Source organism: Priestia aryabhattai, from assembly GCF_023715685.1.
Taxonomy (GTDB): domain Bacteria; phylum Bacillota; class Bacilli; order Bacillales; family Bacillaceae_H; genus Priestia; species Priestia aryabhattai_B.
Window position 1 is genome coordinate 112,405 of sequence record NZ_JAMBOQ010000007.1, and the last position, 15,973, is coordinate 128,377.

At 37.1% G+C, this 15,973-nt stretch carries 21 protein-coding genes; 10 read left to right on the plus strand and 11 right to left on the minus strand.

Annotated features, from left to right (window positions below):
- Positions 1-13: 13 nt before the first annotated feature.
- Positions 14-349, plus strand: a complete 336-nt coding sequence (locus tag M3225_RS24180) for a DUF1360 domain-containing protein (protein ID WP_251398668.1) — start codon at positions 14-16, stop codon at positions 347-349.
- Between the two features lie 47 nt (positions 350-396).
- On the opposite strand, the gene M3225_RS24185 is transcribed toward M3225_RS24180, so the two are convergent.
- A complete protein-coding gene (locus M3225_RS24185) occupies positions 397-1,230 on the minus strand; it encodes a hypothetical protein (RefSeq protein ID WP_251398671.1) in 834 nt (277 codons plus the stop codon).
- A 138-nt stretch (positions 1,231-1,368) separates the two neighbouring features.
- Positions 1,369-2,106 (minus strand): hypothetical protein, encoded by a 738-nt coding sequence (locus M3225_RS24190; RefSeq protein WP_209150982.1) that lies wholly within the window; start codon positions 2,104-2,106, stop codon positions 1,369-1,371.
- A gap of 261 nt (positions 2,107-2,367) precedes the next feature.
- Here M3225_RS24190 and M3225_RS24195 point away from each other — a divergent pair, with 261 nt between their 5' ends.
- The 5 genes from M3225_RS24195 (at position 2,368) to M3225_RS24215 (ending at position 3,848) form a co-directional block, all read left to right on the plus strand.
- Positions 2,368-2,754, plus strand: coding sequence for a hypothetical protein (locus M3225_RS24195; protein WP_251398674.1), 387 nt, complete (start codon positions 2,368-2,370; stop codon positions 2,752-2,754).
- Positions 2,755-2,821: 67 nt separating this feature from the next.
- A complete protein-coding gene (locus M3225_RS24200) occupies positions 2,822-3,004 on the plus strand; it encodes a hypothetical protein (protein ID WP_251398677.1) in 183 nt (60 codons plus the stop codon).
- Between the two features lie 61 nt (positions 3,005-3,065).
- The gene (locus M3225_RS24205) at positions 3,066-3,245 is read left to right on the plus strand and encodes a hypothetical protein (protein ID WP_251398680.1); all 180 of its coding nucleotides are present in this window, start codon (positions 3,066-3,068) and stop codon (positions 3,243-3,245) included.
- Positions 3,246-3,332: 87 nt separating this feature from the next.
- Complete coding sequence (locus M3225_RS24210) at positions 3,333-3,455, plus strand: YjcZ family sporulation protein (RefSeq protein ID WP_251398696.1); 123 nt, start codon at positions 3,333-3,335, stop codon at positions 3,453-3,455.
- 135 nt (positions 3,456-3,590) lie between these two features.
- Positions 3,591-3,848, plus strand: coding sequence for a stage VI sporulation protein F (locus M3225_RS24215; RefSeq protein WP_013055449.1), 258 nt, complete (start codon positions 3,591-3,593; stop codon positions 3,846-3,848).
- Between the two features lie 47 nt (positions 3,849-3,895).
- Here the strand turns inward: M3225_RS24215 and M3225_RS24220 are convergent, their stop codons facing one another.
- Both M3225_RS24220 and M3225_RS24225 read right to left on the minus strand, forming a co-directional pair.
- Positions 3,896-4,633: a M48 family metallopeptidase gene (locus M3225_RS24220; RefSeq protein WP_251398699.1), complete on the minus strand. Its 738-nt coding sequence runs from the start codon at positions 4,631-4,633 to the stop codon at positions 3,896-3,898.
- A 234-nt stretch (positions 4,634-4,867) separates the two neighbouring features.
- Complete coding sequence (locus M3225_RS24225; protein WP_251398702.1) at positions 4,868-7,186, minus strand: ATP-dependent helicase; 2,319 nt, start codon at positions 7,184-7,186, stop codon at positions 4,868-4,870.
- 378 nt (positions 7,187-7,564) lie between these two features.
- On the opposite strand from M3225_RS24225, the gene M3225_RS24230 reads away from it, so the two are divergent.
- On the plus strand, positions 7,565-7,816 hold the full coding sequence (locus M3225_RS24230; protein ID WP_251398706.1) for a hypothetical protein: 252 nt from the start codon (positions 7,565-7,567) through the stop codon (positions 7,814-7,816).
- Positions 7,817-7,895: 79 nt separating this feature from the next.
- Here the strand turns inward: M3225_RS24230 and M3225_RS24235 are convergent, their stop codons facing one another.
- The 5 genes from M3225_RS24235 to M3225_RS24255 all read right to left on the minus strand — a co-directional run bounded on the left by M3225_RS24235 (position 7,896) and on the right by M3225_RS24255 (position 10,973).
- Entirely contained in the window at positions 7,896-8,573 is a 678-nt protein-coding gene (locus M3225_RS24235) for a DUF421 domain-containing protein (protein WP_251398710.1), read from the minus strand.
- A gap of 89 nt (positions 8,574-8,662) precedes the next feature.
- Complete coding sequence (locus M3225_RS24240; protein ID WP_251398713.1) at positions 8,663-9,097, minus strand: GNAT family N-acetyltransferase; 435 nt, start codon at positions 9,095-9,097, stop codon at positions 8,663-8,665.
- 5 nt (positions 9,098-9,102) lie between these two features.
- Positions 9,103-9,615 carry a YjcG family protein gene (locus M3225_RS24245; protein ID WP_013055455.1) on the minus strand — a complete coding sequence of 171 codons (513 nt, stop codon included), beginning with the start codon at positions 9,613-9,615 and terminating at the stop codon, positions 9,103-9,105.
- Positions 9,616-9,698: 83 nt separating this feature from the next.
- Positions 9,699-10,424, minus strand: a complete 726-nt coding sequence (locus tag M3225_RS24250; protein WP_251398730.1) for an alpha/beta hydrolase — start codon at positions 10,422-10,424, stop codon at positions 9,699-9,701.
- A 162-nt stretch (positions 10,425-10,586) separates the two neighbouring features.
- Positions 10,587-10,973 carry a hypothetical protein gene (locus tag M3225_RS24255; RefSeq protein WP_251398733.1) on the minus strand — a complete coding sequence of 129 codons (387 nt, stop codon included), beginning with the start codon at positions 10,971-10,973 and terminating at the stop codon, positions 10,587-10,589.
- A 173-nt stretch (positions 10,974-11,146) separates the two neighbouring features.
- Between M3225_RS24255 and M3225_RS24260 the strand changes: the two genes are divergently transcribed.
- Positions 11,147-11,683, plus strand: coding sequence for a phosphatidylglycerophosphatase A family protein (locus tag M3225_RS24260; protein ID WP_013055458.1), 537 nt, complete (start codon positions 11,147-11,149; stop codon positions 11,681-11,683).
- A 125-nt stretch (positions 11,684-11,808) separates the two neighbouring features.
- On the opposite strand, the gene M3225_RS24265 is transcribed toward M3225_RS24260, so the two are convergent.
- Both M3225_RS24265 and M3225_RS24270 read right to left on the minus strand, forming a co-directional pair.
- Positions 11,809-12,288: a GNAT family N-acetyltransferase gene (locus M3225_RS24265; protein WP_251398735.1), complete on the minus strand. Its 480-nt coding sequence runs from the start codon at positions 12,286-12,288 to the stop codon at positions 11,809-11,811.
- Positions 12,289-12,457: 169 nt separating this feature from the next.
- Positions 12,458-13,303: a MurR/RpiR family transcriptional regulator gene (locus M3225_RS24270; RefSeq protein ID WP_251398737.1), complete on the minus strand. Its 846-nt coding sequence runs from the start codon at positions 13,301-13,303 to the stop codon at positions 12,458-12,460.
- A 150-nt stretch (positions 13,304-13,453) separates the two neighbouring features.
- Here M3225_RS24270 and gnd point away from each other — a divergent pair, with 150 nt between their 5' ends.
- Both gnd and gntK read left to right on the plus strand, forming a co-directional pair.
- Positions 13,454-14,353: a phosphogluconate dehydrogenase (NAD(+)-dependent, decarboxylating) gene (gnd, locus tag M3225_RS24275; protein WP_251398738.1), complete on the plus strand. Its 900-nt coding sequence runs from the start codon at positions 13,454-13,456 to the stop codon at positions 14,351-14,353.
- Between the two features lie 17 nt (positions 14,354-14,370).
- Positions 14,371-15,912 carry a gluconokinase gene (gene gntK, locus M3225_RS24280; protein ID WP_251398740.1) on the plus strand — a complete coding sequence of 514 codons (1,542 nt, stop codon included), beginning with the start codon at positions 14,371-14,373 and terminating at the stop codon, positions 15,910-15,912.
- Positions 15,913-15,973: the final 61 nt, after the last annotated feature.

The following is a 15,973-nucleotide window of genomic DNA, read 5'->3' on the forward strand; positions in this document are numbered from 1 at the left end:
CGGAGGAATGAAGATGACATGGATTTATCTAACATTATTTGTCTTTGCGACGTTTCGACTTACTCGTCTAATTGTTTTTGATAAAATTACGGCTTTTATTCGTAAACCGTTTCATAAAATTGTAGAAGATCAAGATGAACAAGGAAATACGGTAACTTACTTGGAGATAAAAGGGAAGGGACTGCAACGATGGATTGGAGAGCTGCTCAGCTGTTATTGGTGTACGGGCATATGGTGTGCGGTAGGAATTTATTTTAGTTATGTAGCAATCCCGCACATTGCTATTCCTATCATTACAATCTTAGCTATTGCAGGATGTGCAGGAATTATAGAATCTTTTATGAAATAAATGGACGAGTTAAAAGACATATTGAACATCAATATGTCTTTTAATAATTAAGGGAAATTTAGCACAACTTTATTTAAAAAAGGGATACCTTCTTGCCACTCTTCACTATAAAAAAAGCCTTCTAGCATAAATGAAGTCGTATCAGAGGACAGAGGAATGACTACTTGAAAAGAGTCAAATAGTAATTTGTCTTTTGGCTTTAATACTGTTTGCTTAATAGGTTTGATCCAATATTCACCGTCATTTTGAATTTTTTCGTTCCATTTTGGATGAGCGTAGCGCCATTCTAAAGAAGAAGAGGGAATACTAGAAACTTCAATGCCTTTTTCATCAATAATCTTCCCGCTTAATATAGCAGAAGCAGTGGGTTTTATTTTTAAGCAAAGTACGGGAGAGCGTAAAGTACTGCTCGTTTGATTTTGAATAATTACGTTGCCGAACATCATCAGCTCGCTTTCATCTTGTTCTGGCAGCAGTATAGAATGTTGAAAGAAACAGAGGATATCACTCTTTTCAAACCTTTCCACGGGTTTTTCCACAATTTTTTCGATTACTTTTTCCACAATCTTTTCTTCAATAACGGGCTGTTTTCTCGAGGCTTTTTCTCGGAATGCTTCTGCAATAATTTTTTGTTCAGAAAGCTCGTTTCTCAGTAAATCCAGCTCTTTTTCTAATCCTTCAATTTCTACTTCTTTTTCAGATGTAGAAAGCGTCTCAGCGTGTTTCTTCTTCCAAAACGATGTATTTTCTTTTTCTCGTTCTAAAGCTCGTTCATAGCTTTTTAATTGGTTCTGTACGTGCCGAATTTCCGATTTATAGTGAATGAGCTTTTGTTTTAATTGAGTTAAATCATCTTTAGGGGAAGGGGAGTTACGACTCATCTAGTAGTCTCCTTTCCTGCTGAGCTATGAATTAATTTTGTAAACCTGAGCTGCCCACAGCAGTTTTATTTATATGTATGCACAAAGCTTGTAAACGATGAAAAAAGAGGAGAAATATTCTCCTCTGAGGGTATCTAATTAATCAAAATCTGTTTCAAAAGAACTTTCGTAGCTACTACTTTCCTCATCATCGTGATGGCGTCTTCCAGGGAAGAGAGCTTCACATTGAGGTGGATATTCAATAGGTGCGCAACCACTGGCTGAATCTATAATATCAGGACGAGGATAGCAGAAGCTGCCTTCCACTTCAATTTTTACATCTTTTTCAATTTGTACGCTGAAACATAATACGAGCTCAAAGCTTAACAGCTGTAAATCACAATGTGATAATCTGATAGAACCACCGGATCCTTCAAAAGAATCAAGGTGAACAACTGGCTCTGTACCTTCTGGAGCACAAAGGTAAAACGTTTGATGTGTCTTCCATGGAATATTACAAGAGGTAATGCTATGATGCTTGTGATGACCACCTAAATCAATTATCTTAATTTTATAGAAGCCACTGATCGATAATCTAACTTCATGAAGAATAACCACTTCTCCATCCGGTAAAACGATTTTTCTAGAGCGGCGACCACCGTGTGGTACAAGTTCAATTACTTTATCCAGTGCATCTTCATCTGAAGGATCCACAGGTTTACCGTCACTATCTGTTAAAATAATTTCAACGTCTGCGTCATGCCCTAAATCTTTAAGTGCTTCTTCATCAAATAATGAAGTGTCGTTAGTAAAGATTTGTGGTAAAACAACTTGACGTCTAACCCAGTCGTACACTTTAGGTACGCGGATACATAATGATTCAAAAAGTTCTCCCATTTTTAAACCTCCTAATTGTAATTGTCCTTCCTTTACGCTTTTCGTTACTAGGTATCGGACTACTATAGTGTATGAATGATCTGCTTTTATGTTCCTTAGTAAAAGCGGAATTTATCGGAATAAATTCTAGTGGGAACGAGCATAAAAAATGAAGGAAATAATAAACTCAATTACAGCATATTCATGTTAATAAAAAGTGTTATTCATCTTTAACTGATTTTTTAGAAGTTGTGGGTTATTTATAATGAAGGAGTGAAGGGCATGAGTGAGGAAAAAACAAAACAATATATTGCTTCATTGAAGTCAGAACTGGCTTTTTATAAAGAAGAATATCAAAAATTCAAGCATCAAGAATTTGAGTATGAAGATATTAAGGAAGAATTAGTGGAATTAAAGCAAAAGCATGAAGAAGAAAAAAGAAAACTAGAGGAAAAAATAGATTGGCTTAAAGCATGCGTCAATGAACAAAAATCAAAAACCGAAAAGTCCATTGTACAGTACAATCATGAAGCGCAAGGAACCATTCGAGAGCTGCAAAATCAGCTGCGTGAAGTGACAGCGCAAAAAGGAGGAGAAAGCTCGAGAGCAAGGAAGCCAAAAAACAGCACGGATTTATTTTTGTCCATGCAGCGCAAAATGGACAAATAAGAGAGAACGTCTTTCTTTAGTCCTGAATATAATGTTATAGATAGGATGCTGTGAAAAGGAGGGAAACATGATGTATTATCATTACAATTATAATCCTAATCCTAATCAATACCCTCAGCCGCTGCCTTATCATCCACAACCAATGAAAAAACAATCGGTGAAGAAAGGGCAGCCTATTCCTAAGCCAGTCCAGTACCCTTCTCCAAAACAAGGTGGTTGCGGCTGTGGTTCAAAGTTATCAAAGCGATAAGCAATAGAAGCATTGTCACTCCGACAATGCTTTTTTACATGGAGTGAAGAGAGGTGTAGATATGCCGGATTTTTTCGATGAATTTGAACGTTTTTTTGAACAACATATGATGGGAGAACATCGAAGAAGAATGAAAGAAGTAGAAAAAACAGAAAAGCAGATGGAACAGCAAGAGAGAGAGCTGCAACAAAATGTAAAAAGACTTAATAACCAAGATGCTGAAGATCCATTTGGACAATGAAATTTAATGCATACAGTTGAAAAGCCCATACAAAATCATTTGACTGAACATAGAGTATAGAGAGTAAAACGGAGGGGGTGTAATATTATGAGCTGCGGATTTGGCTACGGCGGTTGTGGTTACGGTGGTGGCTACGGCGGTGGTTTTGCGTTAATCGTTGTATTATTCATTCTATTAATTATTGTTGGTTGTGTTTGTTTTTATAATTAATCCCTTCTATGAATAAGGCACTGAAAAGTGCGGGTGAAGTTTCACTTGCACTTTATTTTTTTATTAGATGTATAAAGGGCACCATCTAGGCACATGGTGCATACGATGAAGTATAAATAAAGGAGGTCATGCAAAATGGATAATAATATGTTTAAAAATATAGAAAAGAAAACAGGCGTTAATATGAAGGATATTTTTGAACTTGCAAATTCTGTACAAAATGCTAATTTTAAAGATGAGCAAACGGTGCGTAATATTGTGAAACGAGTAGCGCAAATTGCGAATAAGCCAATTTCAAAACAAAAAGAAGAACAAATTGTTAAGGCGATTGCAAACAATAATCAATCCATTGATTTTGCGACCATCGCTAAAATGCTAAATGAGAAAAAATAATTTGATATTTTCATAAAAAGCCCTGACACGTCAGGGCTTTTTTCCATTTATGCAATTTCATTTGTTTGAAATACGTTAGAATCGAGATCAAATAGCTCCGGATGCTGTGCTAAGTAATTAATTTCTTTAATACGATGAGCGATAGGGGGATGAGTTGAAGTAGCTTGATTCAACCACATAAAAAAACCTTTTTCTTGTGAGTGCGTACGAACAAATTCATCCTGATTTACTTTTTTATTTAGACAATTACCCACCGCAAGTATAGTGAGTGCTTGAGTGGCAGCTTTTGCATCACCAATCGCAACGGAAGCTATGCGATCACACGTATATTCACAGGCCCTAGAATACGCTTTTCTTAAAAAAGGAATCCAAAGAGCAGGTAAAATAAGTGAGTGGTAGAGTGTATGCTTACGTTTAATATGAACCAATTCGTGAGCAATAATAAAAGAAAGTTCTTTTTTCTGATTATCTTCAATCATTTCAACAACATCAGAGTATAAAACGACAAAGTGACGTCCAAAGAAACGTGTAGCAAATGCGTTTAACAAGCCGCCTGATTGAACAATATAAATATCGGGCAGCTCTAAATCCAGCTCTGAAGATAAATTTTTTGCCTGATGATAAGTGTGCGGGAACTGCTTCTCTGTCAATCTAATTCCATTATTACGAATTTGAGCAATAGAGAAACCGTGGAGTATAAATGTAATTAAAAACCCGATTACAAGGTAGATAATACCAATGAGTGAAATAATTAAAAAGAAATAGGTTAATAAGCTGATAACCATACATAGAATAAAAAAATCTTTTCATTTTCATGAATAAGCTTTGCGTTCACTAACGGCGCCCCCTAAAATATAGTAGTACAGTACATAACGTAGTGTAACGCATCTACTTATGAATATCTACCTCTTAGTGGAATGTTTGGTTAATAATGGAGGGAAAGGGAATTAGTTATATCCGCTAGCTTGAAGTAAGAAAAAGAACGATTTACCTCTTAACGGTAAATCGTTCTTTTTCTTTTATGATTTTTTTATAAACGACTTCAGGAACCTTGAAGGATAAGCAGTTTTACCTCTTCTAGTTTGCGGAACGGATAAGTAAAGTGAATTTTGTGCACGCGTCATTGCTACATATAAAAGGCGCCGTTCTTCTTGAAGCGGCACATCATCTCCGCTGCGATAAGCTTCGAGTGCATAATCATGAGGCAATCCTCCGTCTACGCTGCTTAGTACGTATACATGCTTATATTCAAGACCCTTTGCTCGGTGAATTGTAGTTAGCTGAATACTTTCATTAAATTGCTTGCTTAAAGCTTTCATCTCTGTGTTCATGGCAATCATATGATCCACATGCTCTAAGAGTTCAGGTACGGTTTTGAATTTACGTGCTACAACTTTTAAATCACGTACATCATCCGAACCTTTTTCCATCATATTTCCTTCATTTCCGCGTTTTTTAACAAAATCATCGAATCCCATATCTTTAGAAATCGTCTCAAGTGCCAAAGAAGGAGACATTGATTTTATCGATTTGAATAAAGAAATCACTTTCTTTAGCTTTTTTTGCTGAAAGGGTTTTAAATCTTGAAGATATTCAAGGGCATCAATAAATGTACCATCATGAAGAATACTTGCTGCTTTTAAGTCATTGACCGCTGTTTTTTTTAAAAAGAGCGCGTTCACTAAATCTTGTAGCGGACTTGCGTCATTTGGATGCACGCTCAAGCGTAGAAATGAAAGTAAACTTCGAACCATTCGTCTTTTATAAAACGAATCCGCATCTTGTTCAATTGAAAACGGCAGGTTTGACTGCGATAAACGTTCAAAGATGGCGCGTGAAGAAGCGTGAGTTCGATACAAGACGGCGAAGTCAGTTGGAGAAGCGCCTTGCTTAATCTTTTCTTTCATATCCGTTACAATCATTGTTGCTTCTTCTTCTTCGTCGTATGGAAAGAAGAATGTAGGTCGCAAATCATTGTCAAACTGGGCAGCCATTTCTTTTTGTCGGCGCGCTGTATTTCGTGCAATGACTTTATTAGCGGAAGAAACGATGGCGTGAGCTGAACGATAATTTTGATTTAACGTAATAACAGTTGTATTAGCAAAATCTTTTTCAAAATTTAAAATGAACGAAGGGTCGCTTCCCCGGAAAGCGTAAATTGATTGATCATCATCTCCTACGACACACAAGTTTTTAGAGTCTTCACTTAGCATTTTCATAATTTTATATTGAACTTTATTGATATCTTGAAATTCGTCAATTAAAAAATAGCGAAATCTTTTTTGATAACGAGTTAGCAAATCGGGATTTTGTTTTAGCATTTCATAACATCCATATAGCATGTCATCAAAATCGAATAGCTGTTTTTGCTTTTTGACTTCTTCATAGCGACGATATAAAAAGTGAACATCTTGTTCCCATTTGTCTTTTGGGCGAACATCTTTCACTCCAACAAGAGTGTTTTTCCAATAGCCGATTTGCTGAAGTGCCTGATCAAACGGAAAATCTTTCTCATCCACGTGGAGCTCTCTTGCTGCTTCTTTCACGATCTGTTCTTTTTGCCAATCCCATTTCAGCAGGCGATCCATTTGCCACGCTTGAGGGTTATGATGAACAATCATACGTAAGAAAATGCTGTGAAAAGTTCCAACTAGCATTTGACGAAGATGTAAGCCGGACATCTTTGGGTATGTAGCCAATCGTTCTTTCATTTCTTTAGCTGATTTAGCCGTGAAAGTCACCAGCATAATAGATTTTGGATCAATTTGTTTTTCTTGTATCATATATGCGGTGCGAGCTGTTAATACACGCGTTTTTCCGCTTCCTGCACCGGCTAGAATAAGGAGTGGTCCTTCTGAATGTGTAACTGCTTTCCATTGGTTCAAATCTAATTCGATACCGCTCTCTTTAAATTCATTTAAATAAAGCGAGTCAGAGTGTTTAGAAATAGGTGGTTTTGAGCGAAAAGCAGGAACACTTGAAAAAGGTGTGGAAGACCTCCATGTCGCTTTCTCTTTTACAGTCGAGCTTTTCTCACCAATAGCTCGCCCTTTAGGAATACGAAATCCATTGGTTTCTCTGTATTCAACCGGATTTTCTTTTATTTTTTGTACAGCTGTTGTTTCTGATAGTGTGTCTGAACACTCTTCTCTCTCATGGGGAGCTTGAGCATGATAAAAGTAAGGGGAATGCTCGATCCCCAGGTATAATTTGACTGATTCTCCGCAGTGAACACATGTCATTTCTCCTCGGAGACTAGCTTCATATAAATATTGAAATCGGTCTCTAGCCGTTATAGCGAGATTAAGTATCTGATTTTGATAAAGTGCACGTTGCAAAAAACATGTCCTCCTTTTTAAAACATGAACAATCAATAGTAAATAAGAGGGAGTTAAAGCAAGAAGCCGCTCTCGTTCTACATCGATATAGATGTGTATATACGCACAATTTTTGTTTTATAATCAAAGTCTATCATATCAAAATCAGCTTTTTTTAAAAAGAGCACGGATATTTTTGGAGGTATAGGATGTAAAAAAGGGTATATATTGAATAAGACATCACATATGTTCAAAAAAGGCGGTATAGATAGAAAGTGCCATCTGTTTTGAACAAGTCTAGAGTAGAGGATTTAAGTGAGCTGTTTCAATGACGATACTTCTTGAGAAAAATACTGAGGTCTGGAAGTAGAATGTATCTTGAAAAAGAGGAGGTTTCATATGGGATATATACTGCCCATCACCCCTTATCAATCTATTCAATATGCAAAGCGCCTTCAAAAAAATAATGCTTCTTTTTCAAATCGTATTTGGCCTATTGAGAAAAAAAGCTTTGACGAAGAGTTTAAATCGCGTTCTCACTCACTGGAATTGACGCCAAGTTCATTACAAAAACGGAGAAAGCTTCAAGCAGCAGAGCGTATATACAGCCAGCTAACAAATAAGGGCCTAGTGATTAATACACATGTATAATAAAAAAATCGTGAACGCAGCAGAATGAATGGCTGCGTTCACGATTTTTTAACAAAGTAATGAACAAGTAAAAAACGCCTTAGTAAGATTCAATAAAAAGTGTACTGCCCTGCTGCCATTCAGCATAAAGCACTTGTTTATAATCAGTAAATCCCTGTTTTTTTAACTGTGCTTTTAGCCAGTCTTCATCAAAGCCTGATTGAATCAAGTTTTTCAAAAGCAAACGGCCATCACTGACGAAGGCAATAGGTAAAGCAGGTTCAGAAGGGGGCAGCTGTAGATCGCTTCTGGTTGGCTTAGCATAATCAGATTTTGGCAATACGCTTAGTGAACCATCTGTTTCTAAAATCGCATATTCAACTTCACGAATGGAAAATATGTCTTTTGAACGAAGCATATGAAGAAGCTGATCGATATCTAGTCGATTTTTGCTAAGTTCTTTGTACGAAATTTTTCCCTTTCGAATAATAATAGATGGGCGTCCTTCTAAAAACAAACGCAGGCGAATATTTTTTTGAGTAATAACTTCAGTCACATAAATAAGTGCTCCCCAAAATATAACAGAAAACAAAATTTTGCCTACTCCTACTTCTGAGTCATATAATGCATTTCCTACTAACTCTCCTAAAACAAGAGCAGAGATAAAATCAAACGTGGTAAGCTGAGTAATCGTGGCTCTTCCCAAAAATTTAGTTAAAATAAACAAGCAGACAAATCCGAAAAAAAGCTCTAGTGCAATTCCGATAAGTTCATCCATATTTTCACCTAATTCACATGATTAGGTATTAGTATAAGCAAAGCAAAGGTTCTTATCCTTTAAAAAAGTAAAAACACTAGGCTCAATCCCTAGTGTTTTTTGCTTAGTTTTTTTACCATCTCTACATGTGGAATCCCAGCATCCATAAATTCACCTGAAACCGTTACGTAGCCTAGCTTTTTATAAAAACCTTCCGCGTGCGTTTGAGCATGCAGCTTAATCTTTTCAATCTCATGCTCTGCTGCGAGTTCTTCTAACTTATCCATCAAAAGCTTTCCTACACCGTCTTTTCGATAAGAAGAAAGAACGCAGATTCGTTCGGCTTTTCCATAGTCCTCTACCATACGGAAGCGTCCTGCACCAATTGGTTCAGTTCCTTTGTACACAACTAAATGCAGGGCTTCGGAATCGTATTCATCGATTTCTTGCTCCACATCAACCTGCTGTTCTTCTACAAATACTTTTTGACGTACGAAGTAAGCATCAGAATGGTCTTGTTTGTTCGTTAGTACTTTGATGTTCACGTATCTTATCCCTTTCCAAGACGAAATGTTTCAAACACAGTCCACGTTTCATTTTCAAGCTGGTACATTAAATGAAAGCGATCCACTGTTTCTTCATGAGCGACATCCACAAGTTTCAACTGGCTATACACATCTAAGTGCTCATCATCTGAAAGTCGTTGGCCAATTGTGATATGCGGAATAAATGAATACTCGGTTGGCTGTTCGAGATTGCCTTCATGAAGTTTATTGTAAAGTGACGTCAGTTCTGGCTTTTGTTCCACTTTTAAGTAAATAACGTTATTGGCTGGTGAAAACGAGCTTACTTTCGTTACATTTAATGTAAATGGATTTGTTTCTTCGGCAATTTTACGCAAGTTAGCCGCAATTTCATCAATTTGGTCTTCTGTAGCTTCAAAGACTTCTTTTAATGTAAGATGAGGCGGAATTAATGAATAGTGAGAATCATAGCGTTTTCGATAAGAATTCGCTACATCTTGCAATTTTTTAGATGGAAAAAGTACAACGCCAAATTTCATAAAAAATCCCTCCAAAGTAAGATCATAAAAATATGTATAAAGCGAGCTTATTATAACAAATTTTCAAAAAATATGACATCTTTCTACTTCAACATATATTGAAGCGAACGCTTTACGTCTTTTTGCCAGTATTTCCACGTATGATTTCCATTAAATTCTTCGTAGAAAACAGAATATCCACGCTGTTTCATTTGTTCGTGCAACAGGCGGTTAGGCTCAATGAAATTCAATATACCATCTTGTGTTGTTTTGACATCCGTTTCTTCAGTTCCAATAACATGATACAAATCAAGAAGTGAAGGAGAAGCAAATGAGTTGACCGTTTGTAATACAGCCTCGTTCACGAAAGGAGAATGCATAATTACTTTCCCGAACGTGTGAGGATACGCAATTGCCGTCAGCAGGGAAACTGTAGCAGCAAGCGAATCACCAATTAGGGCACGCGATTTTCCCATTTGATATGTAGGATATGTTTTATCCAAAAATGGCACAAGTTCATGTGCTAAAAAGCGAATATAAGCATCTACTTGCTTTCCTTCTGGATGATACTTATCACGTCTGTCTTCCACGCTTTTATATGGAATACCGACAAAAATAGTACGATCGATTTTTGACTCGTTCATTAAATCATCGATTAAACGAGGTGTCCGTCCGTACATAACATAATCTTTTCCGTCTTGGGCAATAAGTAAGGAATACTTATAAAGCGTAGAATAGTTTGACGGCAAATAGACTAGTAACGTGACATCTTCTTGCAGTGCGTCACTATAAAAAGAAATTTCTTCTAACTTCCGCTTACTTTCTGACATGAATAATCGACTCCTATGCATTTGAATGAAAGCGTTACCTTTATTGTAACACATTTTCTAACAACCGTTCTTTATTTTATTGTAACGAATTTTTTAGCGAATGACGAGAAAGAGGCATGCGTTATTAAAAAAGCACTTCAGAATCGACTGAAGCGCTTTTGATTAATCTAATTTTTTCATTTTTTTAAACATATCTTTTTCTGCTTGGCTGGCTTTTTCTAGCGGCTTCTTCGTATATTCCTCTTCTTTTTCATCAATCGAAACAAGTTCTGTGTCATTTTTTACATAACTTCGGATATTGCGAGCGCCGAAATAGCCGTTTACATCTTCTAAAATAGGCTTGTTTTCTTTTTGATCATAAAGAGTATATGAATTCTCTTCCTTAACGATAGCGTAGTGATTCCCTGCTAGCAGAGCAACGGCTTCTTTTTCGCTTTTTCCAAAAGTAGACATGAGAAACAGAACGATTAAGATGATAAAGAAAAGGGCTGTTGCGCCAATGAAGAATAATAATAAGCCTCTGCTAAATTTACTTTGTTTTTCTTCCACAGTAGACAAACCTCCTGATTAGATAATTTCATTATAGCAAGTAAATGTAATGAGCGCCTAAAGAGATATGTGACGAGTTTATGAATTCCAACGGATAAAACAAAAAAGGTTTTTAGCGCCTCTCATCGAATTTAGTATAAAGAGAGACAACAACTTGAAAAGGAGAGAGAGACATGACAGCGAAAAAAATCCCAACGAGCAAAGAAGTAGCAAAGGCAACATTTGATTTGCTAGAAGAGCGTGGCGTAACAGTTTTGGATATTGCTGAAATTGTGTATGATTTACAGCTTCCTTATCATCCAGCTCTAACCATTCAGGAATGCGCTGAAAGCGTAGAGAGAGTACTGCAAAAGAGAGAAATTCAGCATGCCCTTCTAGTTGGAATCGAACTTGATAAGTTAGCTGAGCAAAATAAATTATCAGAACCTCTTCAAAGTATTGTAGAACAAGATGAAGGGTTGTTTGGCGTTGACGAAACGATTGCTTTAGGTGCCGTTTTAACCTATGGCAGTATCGCTGTTACGACCTTTGGCTATTTAGATAAAGTAAAAGTAGGCATTATTGAAAAGCTGGACTGTAAAAAAGAAAAAGGAGTTAATACCTTTTTAGATGATTTGGTAGCGAGCGTAGCTTCTAGTGCGGCAAGTCGTTTAGCTCACCGTCAGCGTGATGAACAAGAGCAGCTGCAAGAAGGCAATCCGGCTACGTAATAAACTTCTTTTAGTATGTATATAAGCTACGTAAATTAACACGTCGCAATGATTTAGTCTTTTATTTGAATAACAGAGGCTAGGCACGTATTTCCTACGTGCCTAGCCTCTGTTAATGGAACAATTTATGGCTGCAGTGAAGTAGTCATAAGGTAGCTTAAGTTTTTCAGTCCAAGACTTTCATAAAAAGCACGTGCTCTTTCGTTAAATGCCCATACGGTAAGCTGGAGGTCGTTTGCTCCTTTTTGTACAGCCCACTGTTTCGTAGCAGAAAAAAGACCTTTTCCTACGCCATAATTTTGAAAGCCTTTCTTAACACCAAAATATTGGATGTATGCTGTGTAGGAAAGAGGAGCTAATGTGGTGGGAGGGTTATATTTTAATTCAACAACAGATGCCCCAATAATTTGATTTCGATATTGAGCTACAAGAATATCAATGGTTGCATAATAAAGAGTAGCTTGATATTGTTCGGGAGATAAAACAGCCATTTGATTATCAAACATAGAAGGAAGCGCATTTGCGTGGAGTTCTAGTGATTCCCCTAATATTTTATTTACTTCTGTATAATCATCTAGTTTTGCAGTGCGATAGATAATATCCATACACACTTCACCTACTTTTTAAAAGTTGTGCTTTATCATATGTAGCAACTTAGAAAATGTTAAATGAGAATTAAAACCTGAAAATTTTAAGTAAAGAACCGTACCAAACAGAGCATATATTCTATGCTCTGTTTGATGTTATAGTTGAAGAATATATAAGGGCGAAACATTAAATTCTAGTTTCAGCAATGGCATCGCGTACTTTTTCAAGCGAGTGTTTAGAGGTGTCTTTATTCGCAATCATTACATTAACGTACAAAGCATCAATGAGGCTTAGCTGTCCAATTCTCGAGGCGAGAGCCTCAGATCGATATTCGGTTTCTTCTGAACTTGTATAAAGAGAAACATCGACATTTTGGCTTAACGGAGACTTAGGAAAACCCGTGATACCGATTGTTTTGGCACCGTTAGCTTTTGCTGTATTTAAAATGTTCATCGTGTCTTTATTTGTTCCAGAATGAGAAATCACTACCGCTACATCTTGTTTTGTTAATTGAGAAGCGGACATAAGTTGGAAGTGAGAATCAATAAATGCAAACGTTTTAATTCCTGTTCGCACAAATTTATGAAAAGCATCCATAGCCACCACTGAAGAGCCCCCCGTGCCATAAAACTGAACTTTATCCGCCTTCATAAGAAGTTTAACGGCTTTTTCAATAGCGTTGCTTTCTAGTATTTGTAATGTATTTTCAAGCGTTCGCACATTGGAGCGAAAGATTTTTTCAGCAATGGTTTTTTCATTATCTGTTTCAGTAATTTCTTCGTGAATCTGCTGAATAGGCGTCATAATTTCAGCAGCCAGCGCTATTTTCATCGCTTGATAGCCCTTGAAACCAATTCGTTTACAAAAGCGAAAAACTGTTGCATCAGCTACATTTAAATCGTCTGCCACTTCGTTAATGGTACTGTGAATAATTTGTTCCGGCTGTTCTAAAATATAATTTGCAATTTTTTTCTCTTTTTCACTGAATCTAGCATAGTGAGAACGAATTTTTCCTAAGCAATTTTGCGTCATAACTGATGTTCCTTTCTACGAATTTAGTAGTAAAAAGAGTATAGCACAAAAATATGAGTGAAAAAAATTTTCTTGTAAACGATTGCAAAATGAAAAATAATTCGTATAATGGAGGTAATGTGAAATTTTTTTTCAAAGGGAGTTTGTAAAATGAAAATTGGATTAATCGGTTTAGGAAAAATGGGATATAATTTATCATTAAATTTAATGGATAACCATCATGAAGTAGTAGCTTATGATGTGAATAAAGAAGCGGTAGAAAAACTTTCAAATGAAGGAGCAGCTGGTGCCTTTACTGTTGAAGAGTTAGTCAGAGAACTGCCAGCTTCACCTAAAGTCGTATGGATTATGGTTCCGGCTGGAGAAGTAACGGAAAATGTTATTACAGAACTAAAAGAACTTCTGTCAGAAGGAGATATTGTAATAGACGGGGGAAACTCTAATTATAAAGAATCTGTTCGACGTGCTCATGATCTTCAGGAAAAAGGTATTTACTTCTTTGATGTAGGGACAAGCGGCGGAATGGAAGGCGCAAGAAACGGAGCGTGTACAATGATTGGTGGAGATGCAGAAGCATTCCGTACAATTGAACCAATTTTTAGTGATATTTGCGTAGAAAATGGATTTATGTACGCAGGTAAAAGCGGAAGCGGTCATTTTTTAAAAATGGTTCATAATGGTGTAGAATATGGAATGATGCAATCCATTGCTGAAGGATTTGAAGTTCTGGAAAAAAGTCAGTTTGATTTCGACTATGAAGCCGTAGCGCGCGTTTGGAATAACGGATCTGTTGTTCGTTCTTGGTTAATGGAACTAACGGAAAATGCGTTTTCAAAAGATCCTAAACTAGATAGTATTAAAGGAGTTATGCAGTCTTCTGGTGAAGGGAAATGGACCGTAGAGACTGCTCTTGATCTTCAAACGGCAACTCCTGTTATTGCTTTATCGCTAATGATGCGCTATCGTTCATTAGAGGAAGATACATTTACAGGAAAAGTTGTAGCAGCACTTCGAAATGAATTCGGCGGTCACGGTGTTGTAAATAAGTAAAGTAGGGGGACAGCAGCATGAGCAAAAAATATGCAATAGGTGTAGATATCGGAACAACGAGTACAAAGTCTGTATTGTTTTCAGTAGACGGTACAGTCATTGCGAACCATGGGATTGAGTATCCACTATACTCGCCTACGCCCGCGATGGCTGAGCAAGATCCTGAAGAAATTTTTCAAGCAGTTGTACGTACAATTCAAACGGTTGTAAAAACAAGCGATGTAAAACCTGAGGATATTTTATGCGTTTCATTCAGCTCAGCTATGCACAGTGTTATTGCCGTTGATCAGCAGGGAAAACCGCTGACAAAATGTATCACGTGGGCGGATAATAGAAGTGCAGAATGGACGGAAAAAATTAAAAATGAATACAATGGGCATGAGATTTATTTACGTACGGGTACGCCTATTCATCCGATGTCGCCGCTTTCCAAGCTAACATGGCTTTCTAATGAACAGCCTGAATTAGTGAAGGGAACATATAAGTTTATTTCGATTAAAGAATATGTATTCTTTAAGTTGTTTAACGAATATATTATCGACTATTCGATTGCATCAGCAACGGGTTTGTTTAATCTGAAAAATCTTGCATGGGATGAAGAAGCACTTAAAGTAGCAGGTGTTACAACAGATCAGTTATCCACTCCTGTTTCAACCATGCATCAGTTAAAAGGGTTAAACCCAGAGCTTGCAGTTGAGATGCATTTACTTCCGGATACGCCCTTTATTGTAGGTGCAAGTGACGGTGTATTATCAAACTTAGGCGTAAATGCGATTGAACCAGGCGTTGTTGCTGTGACAATCGGGACAAGCGGAGCTATTCGAGCAGTGACTGACAAGCCAGTAGTCGATCCTAAAGGTCGTATTTTCTGTTATGCGTTAACAGAAGACCACTGGGTAATTGGTGGCCCTGTAAATAACGGAGGCATGATTTTTAGATGGGCTCGCGATCAGTTTGGAGCGTCGGAAGTGGAAACAGCTAAACGTCTTGGAAAAGATCCGTATGAAGTATTAACGGATATTGCGGCTTTAGTGAAACCAGGAGCAGACGGCTTATTGTTTCACCCATACCTTTCAGGAGAGCGTGCGCCGCTTTGGGATGCAAATGCTAAAGGTTCATTTTTCGGCCTAGGTTTGCACCATAAAAAAGAGCATATGATTCGTGCCGTGTTAGAAGGCGTTATTTTTAACTTATATACGGTATTATTGGCCCTTGAAGAGTTAATTGGAGAGCCTACAAAAATTCAGGCAACAGGCGGATTTGCACGTTCCGCACTTTGGCGTCAAATGATGGCAGATATTTTTAACCAAGAAGTATCCGTACCGGAAAGCTTTGAAAGTTCATGTCTAGGAGCAGTTATCCTTGGCTTATATAGCCTTGGGGAAGTTAACTCATTAAACGTTGTTTCTGATATGGTTGGAGCGACTAATCATCATTATCCAATCAAAGAAAACAGTGAAGTATATAAAGAGTTAACGGCTATCTATATTCGTTTGGCTCGCTTATTTAAAGAAGAATACGAAAGCATTACGGCTTTTCAAAAAAAATACGTACATTAAGTTCAAAGATCATCGCTTGAAGCTTTCAGGCGATGATCTTTTTTGTATGTTAGGTTATCTA

Excerpts from the sequence above, each read along its gene's own strand:
- M3225_RS24180 (WP_251398668.1), top strand. The coding sequence starts at position 14 with ATGACATGGATTTATCTAACATTATTTGTCTTTGCGACGTTTCGACTT.
- M3225_RS24185 (WP_251398671.1), bottom strand. The coding sequence starts at position 1,230 with ATGAGTCGTAACTCCCCTTCCCCTAAAGATGATTTAACTCAATTAAAA.
- M3225_RS24190 (WP_209150982.1), bottom strand. The coding sequence starts at position 2,106 with ATGGGAGAACTTTTTGAATCATTATGTATCCGCGTACCTAAAGTGTAC.
- M3225_RS24195 (WP_251398674.1), top strand. The coding sequence starts at position 2,368 with ATGAGTGAGGAAAAAACAAAACAATATATTGCTTCATTGAAGTCAGAA.
- M3225_RS24200 (WP_251398677.1), top strand. The coding sequence starts at position 2,822 with ATGATGTATTATCATTACAATTATAATCCTAATCCTAATCAATACCCT.
- M3225_RS24205 (WP_251398680.1), top strand. The coding sequence starts at position 3,066 with ATGCCGGATTTTTTCGATGAATTTGAACGTTTTTTTGAACAACATATG.
- M3225_RS24210 (WP_251398696.1), top strand. The coding sequence starts at position 3,333 with ATGAGCTGCGGATTTGGCTACGGCGGTTGTGGTTACGGTGGTGGCTAC.
- M3225_RS24215 (WP_013055449.1), top strand. The coding sequence starts at position 3,591 with ATGGATAATAATATGTTTAAAAATATAGAAAAGAAAACAGGCGTTAAT.
- M3225_RS24220 (WP_251398699.1), bottom strand. The coding sequence starts at position 4,633 with ATGGTTATCAGCTTATTAACCTATTTCTTTTTAATTATTTCACTCATT.
- M3225_RS24230 (WP_251398706.1), top strand. The coding sequence starts at position 7,565 with ATGGGATATATACTGCCCATCACCCCTTATCAATCTATTCAATATGCA.
- M3225_RS24235 (WP_251398710.1), bottom strand. The coding sequence starts at position 8,573 with ATGGATGAACTTATCGGAATTGCACTAGAGCTTTTTTTCGGATTTGTC.
- M3225_RS24245 (WP_013055455.1), bottom strand. The coding sequence starts at position 9,615 with ATGAAATTTGGCGTTGTACTTTTTCCATCTAAAAAATTGCAAGATGTA.
- M3225_RS24250 (WP_251398730.1), bottom strand. The coding sequence starts at position 10,424 with ATGTCAGAAAGTAAGCGGAAGTTAGAAGAAATTTCTTTTTATAGTGAC.
- M3225_RS24260 (WP_013055458.1), top strand. The coding sequence starts at position 11,147 with ATGACAGCGAAAAAAATCCCAACGAGCAAAGAAGTAGCAAAGGCAACA.
- M3225_RS24265 (WP_251398735.1), bottom strand. The coding sequence starts at position 12,288 with ATGGATATTATCTATCGCACTGCAAAACTAGATGATTATACAGAAGTA.
- M3225_RS24270 (WP_251398737.1), bottom strand. The coding sequence starts at position 13,303 with ATGACGCAAAATTGCTTAGGAAAAATTCGTTCTCACTATGCTAGATTC.
- gnd (WP_251398738.1), top strand. The coding sequence starts at position 13,454 with ATGAAAATTGGATTAATCGGTTTAGGAAAAATGGGATATAATTTATCA.
- gntK (WP_251398740.1), top strand. The coding sequence starts at position 14,371 with ATGAGCAAAAAATATGCAATAGGTGTAGATATCGGAACAACGAGTACA.